Raw genomic sequence first — 19,050 nt, forward strand, 5'->3', positions numbered from 1 at the left:
GTAGACGTATAGCTACTGCGCTCGCGGGCTAAAACATAATTTTGGTCTGTTATTCGGCCCCGGACGCGCTTCGGGGTCACTCGTCGATTAGCGGGCGACTTCTTCGTGTCGTCCTCCTCGCTCCACCAACGCGGCCAGCCTTGCCATCAGCTTGGACGAGCGTCTTGGGCCCCAAAGAATCTGACAGCGTCACGTCGGGTCACCCGGCTGCGGGCGCACTGCCTTCGGCGGGAGACCCATGGCCTTCTCCGGCGGCCGCACCCGGCATGCACATCGGCGACGAGTTGGTCGGACGCCTCGATGCGGCGCGTCGAAGCAGCAGCGTCATGATCGGCGTAGGCCGACTGGCGACACCCGCGAACACCCGCCAGGTAGGGCGCGACACCGCTTCGAGCGCGGCCTGCATCAAGGCTTCACCTCAGGCGGAGGGGGCGCCACTGCCGCGACTTTCGTCGAAGTACGCCTCCTCGCAAAGCAATTCGCCAGTCGCCAGATTCGATGATCGCGAACGATCGTTTATCGGCACTGCGCGGATCGGCTGGGAGGCATTGCGTTCGAGCTGGGGCCGGCGGCCAGTCCCTCGGCTCGACATTCGCCGGCTTCTCCGCCACGTGCTGATCCCAGTCGAATTCTGGTGCAGGTGGGCCCCACCGTAGGGGGCCGTCGAAAGTAACACGCTCGGAGCCGAAGTCGGTATTCGAGAAAGTGGTCGGGCCGGTGAATGTCACGCCACTGAACCCTGCGGTGCCGTTGAACATCGCCTTGCCGAAGTCGGCGGCCTCGTCGAACGTCGTATCGTCGAACCCCGCGTGGCCGTTGAACGTGGTCCCGTGGAACACGGTGCCGCCATCAAAAGTCGCGTTGTGGAACCTGGCGTGGCCGTTGAACACTGCTCTGTAGAACCCGGCGGCCTCGTTGAACGTCGCTTTTGGAACTCGGCGTGGCCATGGAAGGTCGCTCTGTAGAACCCGGCCTCGCCCTTGAACGTCGCCTTGTGGAACTCGGCGCTGTCGTTGAATGTCGCCTCACTGAACCCGGTGTGGCCATGGAAGGTCGCTCCACCGAATGCGGAGACGCCGTTGAAGATTGCATCGTCGAATCCGGCGGGGCCGTCGAATGTCGCCTTGTCGAACCAGGTGTGGCCGGAAAACGTGGCGGCATCGAAGGCGGCCTCTTCGAAGTGGGCGGAGCGAAAATCTAAATTGCTTGTCGACCAACGGTATTCCGCTTCAGACTGTAGATGCCCCGCGATGACGCGGACGATGGTTTGGCGGACTTCGCGGTCGTTCTGCCGGTACTCGATGTGTTCTTCGGTGTCGCCGCGGTCTTGTCCGCTGTCGACCCGGGGAATGGTGGTCACGAGCTTGGTCCGCCCGGTCCGGCCGGCTCAATGGCCGATCGCCTTGCTGCGCTCGACCATCCGAGCGTGTAGCGCACTCGCCCCCTTACGTTCTCGTGCGCCGCCTGCGCTCACCTCCCCAGCATCGCTCTCGAAGCCGCTCGGTTCCGCGAGCTACTCGCTGAACTTCCCGCCTGACCAGCGGCCGCATGTCGCCGGGGACCCATTCGCGGATGGGCCGACCGCGACCTGTCCCTAGGGCGCGGTTGCCCGAAGCCGCGTCGATCCAGCAATGTCGTGGCCGAAGACTTCCGATGGCGCAGTGATGAACCATCGGCTCGGGAGAGATGAATCCGCCGACGCGCGCTGTCTCTACGGGTATCACCGCCATCCGAGGTCGTGGCAGCGCAGAGCCAGGCGCAGCATGTGTCAGTGGGCGCGGGGTGTGCGGCCAGACAGTGAAAAGCGGTCGAATGACGATTCGAAGGGGGCACGCCGAAAACGGGCTGCCCCCTTCGAATCTCGCCTCGAGCAATGTCGATCGCTAGGCTGCGGCGGCCGTTTCCAGTTGCCGCCCCACCTGTGTCGGCCAACGGCGGTGTTCGGCGTCGATAACGAAGACGTGGGTGTGCCGGTAGTGACGTTCGTCGACGCGGTCGGCGCCGATCAGCCGGGCCGGGTCGATGGTGCCGACTTCATGCAGGTGAGTCAGCTCCTGAGGGTCGTGGCGCGGCCACATCCGCAGTGCCGCAGTGAATCCCGCGCCCGCGAACACCGCGAGCGTTATCCAGGTGGTGGTGAAACCGGCGGCGGCGGTGAGCCATCCGGCGATCGGATAGGTGATCAACCAGGCGAGGTGTGACAGCGAGAACTGCGCCGCGAAGAGTGCGGGGCGGTCGGCGGGTTGCGACGAGCGCCGCAGGACCTGCCCGGTCGGCGTCAGCACTGCCGCGGTGCCCGAACCGGTCATCGCCCACACCGCGATCGCGGCGCCCCATCGCCAGTCGCCGACATCGGCGGTGGACAGCGCGATAGCCGAGCCGAGTCCGGCGATCAGCGTGGCCGCACCCGTGAACATCACCGGCCGGGCGCCGACTCGATCGAGGACCCGGGGCAGCGAGAGCGCGATGATCATGGTGCCGAACCCGTTGGCGGCCAAGAGCATCGCCACTCCGGACTGTGTGCCGCCGAGGGTGTCGCGCACGTAGTTGACGGTGTTGACGATGATCACCGATCCGGCGGCGGCGACTACGAGGTTCAATCCGAGAAGGCCGCGCAGCCGTGGTGTCGCGGCGAAGATCCTCATGCCCACCGCAATCCGATCCCGGAAGGAGCCCTGCGTGACGGCAGTCGCGTTGGGGATGCGGGTGGTGATCACCAAGGCAGCCGAGATGGCGAATCCGATTGCGGTGCCGACGAACAGCCAGTGGAAGCTCATCACGGCCAGCGCCGCCGCGGCGAGCATCGGGCTCAGCAGCGTTTCCATCGTGGCGGCCAGTTGCGCGGCCGACAGCGCTCTGGTGTATTCGCGCTCATCGGGCAAGATGTCGGGGATGATCGCCTGGTAGGTGGGGGTGAAAGCGGCCGAGGCGGTTTGCAGCACCGCGATCAGCACGTAGATCTGCCACACCTGGTCGATGAACGGGAGTGCTAGCACGATGGCTGCTCGAATCACATTGAGCGCCACCAGGAAAAGCCTGCGCGGGAATCGGTCGGCGTAGGCTGCCACGATCGGCGCGATCGTCACGTAGACGAGCATCTTGATGGTCAGCGCGGTGCCGAGGACCGCGCCTGCGTCGGCTCCGGCGAGTTCGTACGCGAGCAACCCGAGTGCGACGGTGGTCAGCCCGGTGCCGAACAGAGCCGACACCTGGGCGGTGAACAGTCGCAGGTAGTCACGGTGGCCGAAGAGTGTGGCGATCATGGGCATAGAACGCATCGGGAACACATCCTTGGATTGAGTCGGGTGGATCATGGGTGCTGGGACAGCGGCATTCCGACATGTCGGGCTCCTTTCAGGAGGCGGCGGCGAAGGGGTGGAACATACACCCGCTCAGCGGTTTTCAGTGATCGGCGTTGATGGTGTGCTGCATGAGGCGGCGGTGCGGAATCTGTCACCGTGCTTGAAACCGAGCGCAGCCGGTAGGTTTCGGCGCCGGGTGCGGCCATGTGGCAAGTGACATCTGGACCGGGCGCGGTCAATCCGTCATTGGGTTCGAGGTTCGGGCGGATGCGGGCGAGGCCAGATCGCCCTCCCGCGGGGTCGCTGGCCAGGTAGGGCCGCCGGTCGGTGACCGGGTCGCCGTCCTTGTGCACGCCGAGCGTGAGCAGCCGGCCCTGGGCCTGCGCGAGTTCGTCGTCGAGGGTCGCCTTGTAGCCGTCCACGATCGCGGTGCGGGTGGCCTCCGGGGTGGGACGCGGTTCGTACGCGTCCGCTACCGGGAAATCCGCGCCGAGGGCTCGCGGGGCGATATCGGTGATGGCGCGGTACGCGCCCGCATCTGGATTGGTGTGCGTCTGCGTTGTCATCGCCCTGGCCTCTCCGATCTTGTTCGTTCGACCCACAGAGAAAAGATATACCCCTAGGGGGTATGTGGCAAGGTGGGTTGATGTGATGCGCCTCACTCGTGATTCGGGCGATGGATGCCGCCCGAATTCGCGAACACGCACAGGAAACCTGCTCGTGCGCGATGTCGACCCGGTCACCGGGGCGGCGCACATCAACAGGCATGGGGGAGGGCGGCACCGGTCAGCCCCAGAACTAGGGTCCGCTGGATCTGGTTGAGGCTTGCGGCACGCGTTTGTATATGGCGATCGAGTCTTATCCCGGGCGACGGTTTGCGATGTCGCGGGACGAGAGCTGTTCCGGAGCGACGTCCTGTGGTGTACGTGGGCTGTGGTGCAGCGCAACGGCGGTGCGTGGTGTCGATCAGGACCACTCTGTCCGGCCCGTTGTCGACGTTGCCGGTCGCATACAGCGACAACTTCGGCTACAGTCGGCATGCCAATTCGAGGCTGTTGCCCGATCCGGACTTGATGCCGACTCTCTGGTTCAGCATGGCTGTCTACGAGGCTGTTTCGATGATGAAGGATGTTTGTGAGTAGATCTCCAGTTGTTCTGTCAGTTCTCTCCCTTGCCGTGATCGGTTTGTCGAGTGTGACCGCGTGTGGCGACTCGGATAGTGGGGAACCTGCAACGACGTCCACCACAGTTGTCGCCCCGCCCGTGACGAGTGCGGCGCCGCAGTCGAGTTCGGTGCCGGTGCCGCCTCCGGTGAGCTCACCGGCCAGCGAGGCCGAGGTGCCGCCCCCGGCGCCGACGACGCCCGCGGTTATCGAGCAGCCCAAGCAGACCGCGCCCGCGGAGCAACCCAAGCAGACCGCGCCCGCGGAGAAGCCCGCGCCGCCGACACTGCCGGATCCCGGTTTCGAGCCGCATCCCGGTTACTGACCGACAAGATTGGTGTGCGAGTTTTCATGCAGTTCGGCGTAAAGGTCCGCGGCTCGTTGCGGACGACCAGGCTTTTTCATGTCATTCTCTCGGTACTCACCGTCGCGCTGCTCGGCGGTAACGCGGCGGTTGCCGCGGCTGAACCGGAGAAGACACCGGCCGCCGGTAAGTCACTCGTGGTGATCGGCGACTCCTACACCGCCAACGGTGTTCGGCTCAATGGTGATGAGAAGGAATGCCGGCGCGGTCCGTCGGCATGGCCGACCCAGCTGAGCCAGCTGATGGGGATTCACGGGACACCGGAATTCATGGATGTCTCGTGTTCAGGTGCCTCGATCCAGAGCCAGACCGCCTACAACCTGGTGCACGAGGCTCGCCTGGCAGACAAGGCGGGGGCGTTCGGTCCGAACACCAAAGTGGTGGCGATCCAGCTGGGTATGAACGACACCTGGGGCACGAACAAGACCATGCTGTGGACCGCGATGGATCCGTGCATCCTCAACCTGACCGACGGCTGTGGTCTCGAAGCCGCCGAGCAAGGCCGCAGCCCCGACTACCGGGCGGTGACCGGGAAAGAGTACGCGGACCGCATCAAGACCGTCATCGACTACATTCGCTACTACGCGCCGCAGGCACGGATCGTTCTGGTCGGTTATCCGGAACTGGTCCCCGCGCAAACGCAGAAGTTGTGCGTCAACATTCTCGGCGTGGGCGCCTTCGTCCAGGACCGGGGTGCGGCGGTGGTGGAATACATGGATCGGCTCGACCGAGCGCAGCGCGAGGCGGCCGAAATCCTGAAACTGGAGTTCTTCAACGCCAAGCCGATCACCGCGGGACATGGTCTGTGTTCGGACGAGCCGTGGGTCAACGGGATGTTCGATCCGCGCGCCGACTTCCTCGGGATGCCTTTGCACCCCACTGCGAAGGGCGATGCGGTCATGGCGGCCGGGCTGCGTGACTGGATCTCCCGGTGACGACATCGGACACGGAAGCGCCGAGCACCTCGGCGCTTTCACCCACGGCGCCCGCTACCTCCGGCTCATCGAGCACGGTCCGGCCGGGCGGAAATCTGCCAGGCCTGACCGGGGCGCGGTGGTGGGCAGCCGCGGCGGTTTTCCTGCTGCACGCGCTGGTGTTCTTACCGACCTACCCGTTCCAGAAGTCGGAGCTGTTCCGCACGATCCATCAGAACTTCCTGCCGATGCAGTTCGGCGCGACGGCTGTCACGTTCTTCTTCGTGCTGTCGGGTTTCATCATTTACTGGTCTTTCCGGCCCGGCACCTCCACGGTGGCCTTCCTGCGCCGCCGCATACTCAAGCTCTACCCCACCCATCTGGTCGCAGCCGCGATGTTCATCGTGGTGGCCTCTGTGCCGCTGAGCCGCATCGTCGTCTGGGTGCCGAACGTGCTGCTGATTCACACGTGGCTTCCGAAATGGACAACGGTGGGCGGGCTCAATGTCCCGTCGTGGTCGTTGGCGACGGACCTGGCGTTCTACATGAGTTTCCCGCTGGTTCTTCCGTTGGTGCGGCGCATCCGCGTCGACCGGTTGATGGCCTGGGTCATCGGTCTGCTGGCATTCATCATCCTGATGAACGTCGCCTACCACTTCGGTCTCGACGGTCCCACCAGCACCGCCAACCCGTTCGTCCCTCGCCTCGTCCCCGGCGAGGTGTCCCCGTCGACTGATCTGCACGCCTCGCAGGCCTGGTTCCGTCAACAAGACATCCCGGTCGTGCCGTCGTACTGGTTCAGCTACAACTTCCCGCTCTCGCGGCTGCCCGAGTTCTTCGTCGGCATGATCGCGGCACGGATGGTGATCGAAGGGCGGTGGCGCAACACCCGGCTAACCCTGCCGCTGGTCGCGCTTGCGGTGACCTACGCCGCAACGTACGTGGTGCCGGTGTCCTTCAAAATGTCGGCGCTGGTGGTTGGACCGATGTGCGCCCTGATCGCCACCGTCGCGGTTCGGGATCTGCGCGGAATCTCCGGGTTCACCGCATCCCGGCCCATTGTGTGGCTCGGCAACGTCTCGTACGCGTTCTACCTGATCCAATTCCCCATCATGGTCCTGGTCAGCAGGCTGGTCATCGGCGGACGGCAATTCGGTCTTCTCGGCTGGGTCGGATGCACCGCACTCTGCTTCGCCCTGTCGCTAGCCGCTGCCGCCGCCATCTATCAGTGGGTCGACCTACCGATCATGCGCCGGTTCGCCCACGTGCGACCCCGCAAGCCGGTCCAGCAGGCTGCGTAACCACCACCGGCATGTCGCGATGGGTTGCTCATGACCCGGCTGCTTCATACGGCATGTCACGGTTGGCAGCGCGAGCTGTCGAAGCCGGTGCCGCATACTGCGGCACCGGCTTCTTCGTCCGACTAATCGACCCGCCCGTCACACCGAAACATCGTCAGCGACAACATCAACCCTCACCATGGGCTCAGCCTGTCGCCCGCGCGATCTCGGGCAGTTGCTGACCATCCGCGGCCTGCGCCGCTGTGCGTTCGACCGGAATCTCGCCGCCGAGCAAATTACGCGGTGCGGCTCTGTGCGGGCCCGACCTGTGGTCAGGGCGGGCACTGGAACGCATCACAAAGGTGCCGGTAATCGGATCGGCAGCCCCTCGTGGACAAGTCCGGCCGGCAGTGCCCGCAGCGACGCGTCGTCGCCGAGCTGGACCAGTCGTGGATTGAAGTGTTCGTGTACGTACGTGCGTCCACCGTCGGCATCGTGGATGATGTACGACTTGAACGCCGACAACGTCGGCTCATCGCTACCCTGCCAGGGCGCCAATCCGCTGGACACGTGCGCGCGATACTGCGGAATCCGCTGTTGCCGCAGTTGCATGCCGAAGGGAATCGAGGTGTCGGGGCTGCCCATCCGGCGCCGGGTGATGTTGTCGGTGACGATGTGGTTGACGCTGACCACTTCGTCCTCGCTGGTCACCAGGCAGGATCGGCGTTCCAACACGGGTGCGTCGGTGTCGAGTGCCAAGGCGTCCCGGATTGTGTCCGAGAGACGTTCGGGCGATGTCTCGCCCTGGGCGTCGACCCGGACGAACAGAGTTTCACCGGTAAGGGCTTCGAGCAACACGGTGGTCGACCCGTCGCAGGCGAGCAGCATTCGGACGGTCGGTCCCAGCTGCACGGTCTGTCGGTTCATGCGGAATCCATCTATCTCATCTAGGTGCGGTCAGGCCGCGACGATGCCCTTGGGCTCGAGGAGGAATTGGGAGTAGTTCCCGTCGTGCGGAATTCCAGGGATCAGATCCCATGGTGATGCGGTCCCGCACGTGATCTTGCGAATTCCGGGGTCGGCGATCGCTCGCTCCCGGATATCGTCGTTGTCGGTCAACAGATTGAGCACCAGTGCCGGGCTCAGCGGGCGCACGCCGTCGGGTTCGGTCCATGGCGCCACGACGACGAAGGGGAAGCCCAGCTCCATTCCCACGGCGGGATGATCCGCGCGTTCGGCGGACAGGACCATCGGGCGCGGCAGGAACGAGCCGTCGCCGAGATCGACCAGGAAGCCACCGTCGTAGTGCGGCGTGCTGTGATCACCGAGTTCGGTGCCGAGTTTCGCGATCAGGCGATTCATCGCGTCGGCGCGGTCACGACCGAGCACAAGTAACTGCGCGGCCGGGTCCATGGCCGGTCGCACCGGCAGTTGCGCAAGTCGGGCAGCGAGCCGGTCGGCTGTTTCCGCGACGGGACCGCTCGTCAGCACGGCGGACAAATTGGTACACCGAGTGCCGCCATCGTAGGAAGCAGAGGTGACCAGATGGTCGAGAATCGGTTCGGTGAGTGGACAATCCAGCAACGCTCTGGAGCGTCCCGGTCCCCGCGTGGTGACCTGGCGGCGGTCCCGCCAATCGCGGACCGCGGCGTCGTTGCCGTAGATGATCCCGCGGTCGACACTGCGGAGCAGGAACGAGCCCACTGCCTGGGTGCACGGCAGCAGCGCCACCTTGTCGGCGGGCAGCCCGGCGGCGAGCAGTGCCGAGACCAGCCTGCGTGGGGTGAAGGGGTCGCGGCTGCCCGGGCGGACCGCCACGCTGTAGCCGACGAACAGCGCTTGCACCCAGGTCGAATGGGGCAGCGGATGGTTGCTCGCCATGATCGCCGCGAAAACACCGCCCGCGGGCACCCACCGGGTGTGGTGGCCCCGCTCGGCGACCGGTGCGGGCAGTTCGGACTCGGTGATGCGCGGCAGCGCCTCCAATTCGGCCACCATATCGGCGATCGCGCGCCGGACCGTGGCACTAGGAAGACCGGTACCACGCACGACTTGGCTCACGTACTGCTCGACAGATTGCCCGTCGAGTTCCGCGTCCGCGAACAGCCGTGCCGCTCGAACGAAGATCGCCGGCTCGGCGCGCTGCCCGTCGGCCGCCCGGCGAAGCTGGTCCACGGCGGCTTGCACACCAAGCCGGGGCAGCACACCGACATCGGCCAGCTCCTGGCCGAACACATCGATGAGCGGCGATCGATCCGAGCTGGTCGCCGAACGACCGCCGATGACGGGCTCGATTGTCGGCACGGCCATTCAGTACACCCCTTCCACCACGTCGACATCGTCGATCGTGCGGATGGGCCGGACGTCGGCAAGTCCGTCCGGTCCGCCGGGGACGGGCTCCACTCGGATCGCGGTGTCGCGTTCCAACACATTCGGCAGGAACATCTCCTCGCTCACCAGGTGCATCCGCACCCGGCCACGACTGCCGTAGTCGACCGGCTGTCGGTCCTCGGCCACCAGGTCGAGTCGGGTCGTCTCGTGGAACGGCTCGAACACGCAGCGGTGGTCGTCGCCCGGCTGTCTCGGTCGCTGCGGGGCGACACCCATCAGGCTGTTGCCGTAGATCCCGACGATTCGGATGCCGGGAAAGAAGACCTCTTCGGCCTGGCGGAGGCTCTCGGCGCTGAAAGATGTTCCCGCCCAGACGATTGTCTCGATCTTGGCCGCGACCAACGCGAGTAGCTCCGGTCGCGCGCAGATGGCTTCGAGCAGCGGAGGCGTCGTGTTGAGCACGCTGATCGGCTGGGTGCTCAACACCTCGTGGGCTTGGTCGAGCAGATGTTCTATGTAGTCGTCGGCTTCGGAGTGGCGGCCCGCGGCGATGAGCTTTTTCACCCAACGGGGATCGAGATCGATGGTGTACAGCACGCCACCACCCAGTGCCGCGTAACCCGCGGTGTCGAAGGCGACCACGTGCGGGCCCGCCGGTCCCAGATGCAGCCAATTCGCCGCATTCGGCACTCCGTGGGCTCGAAGCCGGGACCACGCCCACACACCCATTCGCGACCGGTATCCGCCGTCGACGATGCGCTTGGGCGCGCCGGTCGTACCGCCCGATTCGTACACCCGGAACACCTGGTCGGCGATGGCGCCTCTGGGGATGAGATCAGAGGCGGCCACGGTGCGCAGCTCGCCGCTGACGTCCGGGAAACGCAGCAGATCATCTCCGCTGTGGATATCCGTGATCGGATCGAATCCGAGCACATCGCGTTTGCCAAGCCAGAACGCGGACCCGGTGTCCTCGCTGAAGTGCCATTCCATCATTTTTCGAACATGCGCGTCGAAATCGACATTGGACACAGTGCTCAACCTCTCGAATATTTCGGCGTTGTCTAGAACGCCGTGTTGAGCTCGTCATCGACCTGGTGCGCTACCCGGACGAGATCGTTCTTCAAGAATTCGATCTGCCGGTCCAGCGAATCCTGGTCCGTGGTATTCATTTCCGAAAGAAGGATATTCTTGGACGCATCCTGGATCATTTTGCACCGGCCGAATCGGCGTTCCTGGAACTCACCGACCAGATCGGTCACCGCGCCGGGGCGGCTCATTACTTCGCCCAGTGCGACCGCGTCCTCGATCGCCATCGCGGCACCCTGGGTGCGATGTGGCGCCATGGCGTGCGCGGCGTCGCCCAAGACCAGCACGCCGTCCCGGTACCAGGTACCGCCGAGGAAGACCTCCTCGATCGGCGCGTAGACGATGTCGTCGGTCGGCACGAGGCCGGCGGCCAAGTCTCCGATGAGGCCGGTGTATCCGTCGAGCCGCGTCTGCAGGAGCTCGAAGAACTGCTCCCGTTCGTGCCGCGGATTGCCGGGCTCCGGGGTCACATGCAGCAGATACATGGTCTTCTCGTTGAGCGGGAACAGTCCCGCCTTCGTGCCCATGCCCTGGAAGTACATGTTGCTGGTGACCGCGGTGTGCCGGGGCAGCGCGACTCGCCAGACCGAGTAACCGGTATGGACCGGCTCGACGCCGAAGATCCGCTTGCGCTGCGACGAACGTATTCCGTCGAACGCCACCACGAGATCGAAGGTGTCCGAGGTGCCGTCGGTGAGCGTCGCCCGCACTCCGGTCGCGGCGGGCGTCACGGTCTCGACCGTGGTGCCGTATCGAATGTCGACGCCCGAGTCGATGCACGCCTTCTCCAGCAGCTGGGCAAGATCCCGGCGCTGGATCGCGCAGTTGGCAGGCACACCATCGATGCCGAGCTTCGACGGCACGGTGGCCAAGTGCACGGATGCGCTGTCGTGAAAGTCGACCCGGTCGAAGGTGTATCCGTGGTTCACGGTGTCGTCCAGCAGATCTAGCCGCCGCAGTGCGCGCAGCGCGTTCCCCGGAATGTTGATACCGACGCCGGCTACCGTGTTGTCCGGCTTTATTTCGACGACAGTGACGTCGACGTCTTTTCTTCCCAATGCCACACCGGCGGTCAGTCCGCCGATGCCGCCGCCAATAACAAGAATGCGACGTTTGCTAACCACTGAATTTTCTCCTCGGAAATAGCATCAGTGCAATACTGACAATGTGAGTGAGAGATAGTTCCGACCCTCGCGACGCAGGGATCGCAATTTACTGCTGTTGGCGATTCACTAACTCGTGATCCCGGTCGACATCGCGATATCGCGCTGGGCGGCCAGTTCCCCGGCCATATTGTCGAGCTTTGCCTCGACGCGGGCGACGCAGTCCGCGCCGAGCTGCAACCGCAGCGGCGGGGCGCTCTGGTCGGTGATCTCGACGATCCGCTGAGCCGCTTTGACCGGATCGCCGGGCTGATTGTGGTTGGTCGCCGCGGCCCAGCCGCGGGTCGCGCCGGCCGTCTGCGCGTAGTCCGCGATCGGTTCGGTGGACCGCAGTGACGAACCATCGAGGAAGTCCGTCCGAAACACGCCCGGCTCGATGATGGTTACCCGAATTCCCAAGGGGGCCAACTCGGCCCGCATCGCTTCGCTGATGCCCTCGACGGCGAACTTGGTGCCGTTGTAGACACCCCAGCCCGGCGCTCCGGTAAAGCCGCCGACCGAACTGATGTTCAGCACGTGGCCGCTGCGCTGCCCGCGCATAATCGGCAGCACGGCTCTGGTCACCGTGAGCAGACCGAAGACGTTGGTCTGGAACAACTCTCGGACCTCGACGTCGGTTGCTTCCTCGACGGCGCCGAGCAGCCCCCGGCCCGCGTTGTTGACCAGAACATCGATTCGGCCGAAGCGATCGATGGCTTGCCCGGTTGCATGTTGTGCCTGCGTCTCGCTGGTCACATCGAGCGGAAGGACGAGCAGAGCGTCATTGTGCTCGCCCAGCGCGGACTCGACATCCTTCGGTTGCCTGGCTGTCGCGACCACCTGATGTCCCTGGTTCAGCGCCGCCCGCGCGGTGTGCAGGCCGAGCCCGCGTGAGCTGCCGGTGACGAACCAAACTGCCACGTTTTTTCTCTCCGAAACTGGTTGCCGCAGACCTGACGATGTCCGGTCATGCGCGAAATGATCTTGATGCCAACGTCATTCAAAACTGTGTTGCCGAAGTCGACCAAAGGGGGGCTTCCCAGTTCTGGCGAAAAGGTGACCGCATGGCCCTGCCGCGCGCGGTATCCGGAGTGTCGGCGAGAGTGGTCGCTGTGCTGGACACGCCTGGATGTGGTGGCCGACCTCGCGGCGCGTGGTCAACGCTCGTACCTGTGATTAATGCTGTGGCTCAACATGTTTCACTAGAATCTGCCGACAATGTCGCGAGAATTCCGTAGAGGTCGGCGCGGTCGCTCGGCAGTCGGGCGCTTGCTGGAGTTTTGGTGAGGTACAACACAATTGGTGGGGTAATGTGCATCGTTGCCCCGAGAGCTCGGGCGGCCCCTTGAACGCGCTTTCGCGCGAAGGATCCGATCGAAAGTGCATTCATGGCAACGATGTTCAGGTGAAGTCGACAATGTGATCGTCGACCCGACGATCGTTACGGTCAGGAGGCCGCTGCCGGTGCCGACCGCGCCGACGCCCACAGTGTCCTCGTCCGTTTCACCCGGCAACAGGTCCACGACGTTCCGTCCGATCGACATGATGAGCTGACCACCCTCCGTTCCGGCCAGATCGGCCCGAACACCGCCATCCGAACGGTTACTTGATCCCTGTCTTCAGTACCGGGACCAGCTTGTTCAGCAGGATCTGTTCGGAGTCGGAGTTCCAATAGCGAATGGCGTTCACCGTTTGCGGGTCGTCGACGACAAGGACTGTCGCGTGGGTGTCGAGGAGGGCGCCGGGGAGCCCGAGGAGGCCGCCGCCGCCTGCGCGGGCGTCGCTGCGGATGGCCAGGATGTAGCCCTCGGTGACGGCGCTGAAGGCGATGTACTGGCTGTCCTTGCCGATCGGGCGTGGGGATGGTTCGTCGCCCTTCGTGGCGAAGGATGGGTTGTAGGTGAGGCCGATGTCGTGCAGGAAAGTGGTGGGCGGGGTGGTGTCGAGGAAGACTTCCATGTCGGGTTCTGCGGTGCGGCCTGCGCCGGTGACGTTGACCATCAAGATCGGGGTGCCGATGAACCGGGGATTCTGGGCGCGGGCCTGATCTTTCGACGTCGGCGGCGCAGCGGATGTCGCGGTCGCGGGGCCTGCGGTGGGGGTGGCACCTGGACTGTCACGGCCGGTGAACAGCACGCCCGCGCCGATCGCGAGGGCGACCACGACGGCGGCGGCCGCCGCGATCACGCCCCAGCGCTTGCCGGACGGCCGGGGAATCGGTCGGAGCTCGGCGGAGGCCACCGGAATTCGGGGATCGGTCGGTGCAAGGGGTGCGCCGACCCGAATCGGGGAGGTGGTCAGAGTGGGGACACGGCCTGGGAGCATGGCGTCGGCCGCGGCGTCGGTGAATTCGCGGCAGCTGGCGAACCGGTCGGCAGGGTGCTTGGCCATGGCTCGGGCGAGCACGTCGTCGATGGCGGGCGGCAGGCCCGGGTTGGCCGCGGTGGCGTGCGGCGGCGGCTGGTGCAGATGCCCCATCATCACCACGGTCGGCTGCGTCGACGGGTACGGGTTCTGCCCGGTCAGCAGCTTGTAGAGCGAGCACGCCAGGCTGTAGATGTCCGAGCGCGGATCCAGCGCGAGCCCGGAGAGCTGCTCGGGCGAGGCGTAGGCGATGGTCGCCACGAAGCTGCCGGCCTGGGTGAGTTCGCTGGTGTCGTCGGAGGCCTTCGCGACACCGAAATCGGTGAGCAGGACGCGCTCTTCGTCGCCGTCTGCTGTGGAGAGCAGAAAGTTTGCGGGCTTGATATCGCGGTGCAGCAAGCCTTTCCGGTGCGCGTAGTCGAGCCCCTTGCCGACCTCGGTGATAATCCGAAGTGCGCGTAGCGGATTCATGCCGTGCGGGTCACGTGCCATTTCCGCGGCGACGTCGGTGCCCTCCACGTACTGCATGGCGATCCACAGTCGACCGTGCTCCTCGCCACGGTTGTACACGGAAACGATATTCGGATGATCCAGTCCAGCAGCGAGATTCGCCTCCCGCTCGAATCGCGCGCGAAACTCGTCGTCGACCGAGCGCTCGGTGCCGAGCACCTTGATCGCGTCGCGCCGCGGCAGGCTGGGGTGCTGGGCGAGGTAGACGGTGCCCATGCCGCCTGCGCCGAGTACCCCCATGATCCGATATCCGCCGACGATGGTGCCGGGGCTCATCGCCATCTGTGCCGTCCTGTTCCTGCGCCGGCCGCGGTGGCCGGGTGTGATGCGTGGAGGAGCCGATCGCTCGGGTGCGGTCTTGTCATTTCCCGCGGGCTAGCTGTTCGCGAAAAGTGCGTACTGGGCGGCTGCCTTTTTCTGGGCGTCGGCGAGGCTTCGGTCGGAGACGAATCCCACGTACTCGTGATACGCGACGATGCAGGTGAATTTGTAGGCCGATTTCGACGGCTCGTTTTCCACGCACGCTGAATCGGGCAGATTCGCCGGAGCTGCGGCGTCGCGCGCGGCCGGGGTCAGGGTGCGGCGCTCGGCGACGATCTTGCGGGCCGTCGCGGCGTCTGCGGTGTGCGCGACCATTGTGCTTTCGACAGTGGCGAATTGGTCCGCGCCCATAGCCTCGAGGCGATTGTCGGCCAGCTCGCGATCCTTGCTGAGGTGCAGCACGCCTTGGCGGCCGACGAGCACTTGGCGGGTGCTGAACGACGGCACCAGGGACTTGTTCGGATTCAGCGCGCGACTGTAGAGATGGCCGGTATCCCAGGGTATTTGCAGCATTTCCATGGTGGACAACGGCTTCGCTTGCTCGAGTAGTGGCAACTGTTTGTCGTAGGACTTCTCGGCCAGAGTGCGCAGTGCGTTCAGATCCACGCCCGGAGTGGACAACAGGAACGCCACAACGTACGGGCCGCGTGCCAGCATGGTCCGCAGGAACGGCGAGTCGGGATGCCAATATGAGTGCGCCTCACTATATTTCGGCAAGGGCACCGCTTGGTTCTGGTCCGGGTCGACCGCGAGGTCGGCCTCGTAGAACTCTCTCGCCGCCCGCCCGGCGAGCTCAGCATCCGGGAACTGCATGATCATCGAGGTGATGATCGTCTCGTCCGCTGTGGACTTCTTCGGCCAATCGTAGGGGGCGACGCCGACGGAAATGCTGAAGTCTTTGTCCGATCCATTCGACATGAATCCGTTGACCAGCTTGTTTCGTGTGGCGATCGGTTCCAGATCCGCAGGGCGCCCCAGCTTGTCGGGCATCACGCCCGGCAAGATGCTGTAGGGAAAGTATCCGGTCTTCAACCGTGGGTCGATGTCGTGGGCGGTCGCGGTGTACTCGGCCAGCCGCATGGCGGCGACCTCACGCCGATAGAAGAAGCTCGGGGCATAGTCGTCGTTGTGCGCGTGGTACGGCACGGTCGGGTACGAGCCGACATCGAGCTCGCGGACATCTATTTCGCCGGGCCCCGAAACCCCGGGGACGATGGATCCGCACGCGGCGACCGACATCATGAGCGCAGCCGCGGTCATCGCGATCGCGCAGGCACGCACCGATCCGATGCGGCGCTGGTAATTCTGCATGGAGAACCTCATTCGGCGTTCACCAGGAGCGCATATTGGGCGGACATTCGCTGGTGCAGGTCGACCAGCTGATCCGACCAGACCAGAGCGACATAGCGGCTGTGGGAGACCGAGCAGTAGAACCGGATCACGAACTTGTCGCTGCCGATGTACTCCTGGCACTTGGCCTGTGGAAGGTTCTTCGGCGACTCGACGCTGCGGAGCTTCTTGTTGAGCTCGGCTTGGTGTGCCAGCAGCTCCCTGGCAGCGGCCATGTCGCGGGTCCGGTAGAGGATGGCGTGGTCCCGCGTGTACCGGTCGACACCCGCGGCCTCCAGTGCTGGACGGGCCTCGACCGGTGTGGTGCTGAAGTGCAGTCCGGCGAGGCCGGTGTATACGCCCGGCGGATTGGTGAAGAGTTCCTCGTTGATCCGGGGCAGTGTGCGACCGAGCATCCCGTCGATATCGACCGGCTGATTCATCAACTGGCCGGGCGGGGTCGGGGTGAACTTCGCGATCGAAGGAACAATGACGTCGAGGCTCTTTTCCACCAGGCTCACCAAGGTGGTCAGATCCACTTCACCCGCTGTGATCCGCAGATAGTCGTAGACCCAGCTGTAGACGACGAGTTTGCCCGCGGCGAACCAGGATCCGATCGACTGCTCCTGCGGCTGCCAGTGGGCCTTGGCCGCAGGATATTTGGGAATCGCCACGGCCTGGTTGCGATTGCTGTACTCGAAGTCGGAGCGTTCCAGCGCGACAACCGCGTCCGTGGCCTTCTGCTCGTCGGGGAAGATCATGACCACGTTCATCAAATCCATGCCCTGGACGTTCGGGTCGGTGGTGCCGCTGCTGGCGAAGCCGGTGATGAAATCCGGTGCGGTCTCGGCGAATTTCTCGAGCTTGATGGCATTGCCCAGGTCGGAGTATCTCGGATCGAAGAACACCTTCGAGGTGAGCTTGTAGCCGTGCGCGAACCGCGGGTCGATGTCGGAGGCCAGCGGTATGAAGTTCGCCAGCCGCTCGGCCTCGACGATCTTGGCCTGGTCGAGTGTCTTGGCCGTGCCGTAATCGTGCGGCTTGGTCGCGTTGCCGCCCACGTCGAGCTGCGTCAGGTCGATCACCGGATCCGGCGCTACCGGCGCGTCCGGTTCGGACCCACACCCACCAACTCCGATCGCGACGACCGTGGTCACGACCAATGTCATTGCGGTCCGAACCGCGTTCGATCCCATGACGGATCGCCCCCTCCCCCTTGCCGAGCGTGCTTCCCGGGGGGATGCTACCGGGGACCGATCGGTATGTGCCACCGCAGCTTTGGTAGCCGCGCCAAGGGTGCTATGGCTCGCCCGTACCGCTGCGATCCTTCCCTGTCGCGGGGAGCTGGGACAATGACGAGAGATTCGGAAGGCGGGTGTCGGCGGGTATGGCGGACGGCGATGCTGAATACGGCATGGAACTCACTGGCGTCGAGCGAGGACGGACTACGCTCGGCCACGGTACGTTGATCTCTCCGATATTGCCCGATCCTGGTCGGGTTCCGCCTGGCGGCGGTACTTCGGTCTCTCCAGTGTTTCCTGATCCCGGGCATGGCCGGCCTGTGATCCCGGAGTATCCGGTCTCGCCGGAATTTCCTGATCCCCGGTATGGCAGGCCCGTGATCCCGGAGGATCCGAAACATCAGCGGCCGCCGCATATCGAGCCCGGCGATCCGATGCCGCGGGATCCCGATGATCCCAGGCCGCCGATCATCGAACCCGGCTTTCCGCCCAAGCGTGGGCGCAGCACGCCCCCAGCGCCGCCCTGTGATCCGGCCGACCCCGAGATCTTGCCGGGAGAGCCCGCGCCGAACAGGCATCACTGGACCGTGCATCTGGTGCCGCCACCCGGCGCGGAAGCCGGCTTCAAGAAGCAGCTCGTATTGGCCCAGCGGGCGATTCAAATGGCGGTCGACCTGCTCGGCCGCGGCGGGCCTATCCTCCCGCCGCGCATGGACGACCTGCTGAAGCCTGTGCCGAACGGGAGTTACGGCGAGGGCTATGCCAGCGAGATATACAAGATGCTCGAGGCCTTCAGCGCCAAGTTGAAGGCGTCGTTGCTTGGCCTGGAACGCAATGTGCACATAGCGTCCGGCAGCGTGGCAGACGAGCAGGAAAAGACGCTGCGCGCCATCAAGGGCATCGTCGCTAAATTGAACAGCGAGCTGAAAGCCGTAGGTAGCGGCAAGCTGAAGCCGGCGCAGGAGACGGCATTGTTGCGGCTGGTCGCCGCTGCTGTGGAGGCCGTCTTCGACAAGGTCGACGCGGTCTCGGTATTCAATCAAGACATAGCCGACCCAGGCGAAAAACACCCCGTAGGGATCGGGAGCGCGACCGCGGCCACCACCGCCGCCGTCGGCGGTTCCGGTGCGGGCGGAAGTGGCGGTGGTCTGGACGGGTTGGCGCAGGCGCTGACGCCGCTCGGCATGATGATGGCGCCGCTTCTGCAATCGCTGCCGGGTCTGCTCGACAAAGAGGATGGCGCCGACGCCGCCGAAGAGGAAGGGCAGACCACCATCCCACTGCGCGATGTCAATACGGCGGCGTCCGCGGCCGTGGCCGTACCGACCGGACTCCCTGCCGCACAGTCGATCGCCGCCGCCGCGCCCATCACGGGACAAGTCGCGCAGGTTTCGTCTGTGCTCAACGGGTCCGGTACCGGCCGGGTCGAAGCGGGTCTCCCCGCAACCCCGATGTCGGCGATCGCACGCCCTGCCGCTCGCACTCGACGCACGACAGATTCAGCCAGGCCTGCGGACGGTGCGCAAGCAGACGGCACCACGGATGCTGACGACGCGGCGATCGAAGCCGTGGACGCGGTAGAAACCGTGTGATCCGTGTCGCCGAATCCCGGGGCTGTGTCGACTCGGCCCCGGGATCCCTTTCAGCTGGTCGAGCCGGGGTGGCTCGACACCGGGCAGCCTGTCGCTCGTCCTTCCGGGTGC

Annotated in this window: 15 protein-coding genes and 1 pseudogene; 4 read left to right on the top strand and 12 right to left on the bottom strand. The window is 65.0% G+C overall.

The annotated features are described in order from the left end of the window. Positions 1–413: 413 nt before the first annotated feature. The 4 genes and pseudogenes from ACFU4Z_RS10425 to ACFU4Z_RS10440 form a co-directional block, all read right to left on the bottom strand. Entirely contained in the window at positions 414–890 is a 477-nt protein-coding gene (locus ACFU4Z_RS10425) for a pentapeptide repeat-containing protein (protein WP_379061215.1), read from the bottom strand. A 50-nt stretch (positions 891–940) separates the two neighbouring features. Then, positions 941–1,360 (bottom strand): annotated as a pseudogene (locus ACFU4Z_RS10430) (pentapeptide repeat-containing protein); the annotation flags it as partial. A gap of 523 nt (positions 1,361–1,883) precedes the next feature. Next, positions 1,884–3,263 carry an MFS transporter gene (locus ACFU4Z_RS10435; RefSeq protein ID WP_379061671.1) on the bottom strand — a complete coding sequence of 460 codons (1,380 nt, stop codon included), beginning with the start codon at positions 3,261–3,263 and terminating at the stop codon, positions 1,884–1,886. 47 nt (positions 3,264–3,310) lie between these two features. Next, a complete protein-coding gene (locus tag ACFU4Z_RS10440; RefSeq protein WP_379061217.1) occupies positions 3,311–3,868 on the bottom strand; it encodes a hypothetical protein in 558 nt (185 codons plus the stop codon). A gap of 697 nt (positions 3,869–4,565) precedes the next feature. Here ACFU4Z_RS10440 and ACFU4Z_RS10445 point away from each other — a divergent pair. From ACFU4Z_RS10445 to ACFU4Z_RS10455, 3 genes are read left to right on the top strand one after another with little or no spacing between them, the layout of a single operon-like run. Then, entirely contained in the window at positions 4,566–4,790 is a 225-nt protein-coding gene (locus ACFU4Z_RS10445; RefSeq protein ID WP_379061219.1) for a hypothetical protein, read from the top strand. 26 nt (positions 4,791–4,816) lie between these two features. After that, on the top strand, positions 4,817–5,764 hold the full coding sequence (locus ACFU4Z_RS10450; protein ID WP_379061221.1) for an SGNH/GDSL hydrolase family protein: 948 nt from the start codon (positions 4,817–4,819) through the stop codon (positions 5,762–5,764). Further along, on the top strand, positions 5,761–7,044 hold the full coding sequence (locus ACFU4Z_RS10455; RefSeq protein WP_379061223.1) for an acyltransferase family protein: 1,284 nt from the start codon (positions 5,761–5,763) through the stop codon (positions 7,042–7,044). The genes ACFU4Z_RS10450 and ACFU4Z_RS10455 overlap by 4 nt, the downstream gene beginning before the upstream one ends. 333 nt (positions 7,045–7,377) lie before the next feature. On the opposite strand, the gene ACFU4Z_RS10460 is transcribed toward ACFU4Z_RS10455, so the two are convergent. From ACFU4Z_RS10460 to ACFU4Z_RS10495, 8 genes are all read right to left on the bottom strand, one after another. Continuing rightward, complete coding sequence (locus ACFU4Z_RS10460; RefSeq protein WP_379061226.1) at positions 7,378–7,950, bottom strand: hypothetical protein; 573 nt, start codon at positions 7,948–7,950, stop codon at positions 7,378–7,380. Between the two features lie 30 nt (positions 7,951–7,980). Further along, positions 7,981–9,333 carry an aldehyde dehydrogenase family protein gene (locus ACFU4Z_RS10465; RefSeq protein ID WP_379061230.1) on the bottom strand — a complete coding sequence of 451 codons (1,353 nt, stop codon included), beginning with the start codon at positions 9,331–9,333 and terminating at the stop codon, positions 7,981–7,983. Then, positions 9,334–10,383, bottom strand: a complete 1,050-nt coding sequence (locus ACFU4Z_RS10470; RefSeq protein WP_379061232.1) for a phenazine antibiotic biosynthesis protein — start codon at positions 10,381–10,383, stop codon at positions 9,334–9,336. A 32-nt stretch (positions 10,384–10,415) separates the two neighbouring features. Beyond that, positions 10,416–11,564: an FAD-dependent monooxygenase gene (locus ACFU4Z_RS10475; protein ID WP_379061234.1), complete on the bottom strand. Its 1,149-nt coding sequence runs from the start codon at positions 11,562–11,564 to the stop codon at positions 10,416–10,418. 108 nt (positions 11,565–11,672) lie between these two features. Further along, a complete protein-coding gene (locus ACFU4Z_RS10480) occupies positions 11,673–12,503 on the bottom strand; it encodes an oxidoreductase (RefSeq protein ID WP_379061236.1) in 831 nt (276 codons plus the stop codon). Between the two features lie 681 nt (positions 12,504–13,184). Beyond that, a complete protein-coding gene (locus tag ACFU4Z_RS10485) occupies positions 13,185–14,738 on the bottom strand; it encodes a serine/threonine-protein kinase (protein ID WP_379061238.1) in 1,554 nt (517 codons plus the stop codon). 93 nt (positions 14,739–14,831) lie between these two features. Further along, on the bottom strand, positions 14,832–16,088 hold the full coding sequence (locus tag ACFU4Z_RS10490; RefSeq protein ID WP_379061240.1) for a hypothetical protein: 1,257 nt from the start codon (positions 16,086–16,088) through the stop codon (positions 14,832–14,834). An 8-nt stretch (positions 16,089–16,096) separates the two neighbouring features. Continuing rightward, the gene (locus ACFU4Z_RS10495) at positions 16,097–17,275 is read right to left on the bottom strand and encodes a hypothetical protein (protein WP_379061242.1); all 1,179 of its coding nucleotides are present in this window, start codon (positions 17,273–17,275) and stop codon (positions 16,097–16,099) included. Positions 17,276–17,934: 659 nt separating this feature from the next. On the opposite strand from ACFU4Z_RS10495, the gene ACFU4Z_RS10500 reads away from it, so the two are divergent. Further along, complete coding sequence (locus ACFU4Z_RS10500) at positions 17,935–18,939, top strand: hypothetical protein (RefSeq protein ID WP_379061244.1); 1,005 nt, start codon at positions 17,935–17,937, stop codon at positions 18,937–18,939. Positions 18,940–19,050: the final 111 nt, after the last annotated feature.

Source organism: Nocardia sp. NPDC057440 (assembly GCF_042802915.1).
In the GTDB taxonomy this organism is placed as follows: Bacteria; Actinomycetota; Actinomycetes; order Mycobacteriales; family Mycobacteriaceae; genus Nocardia.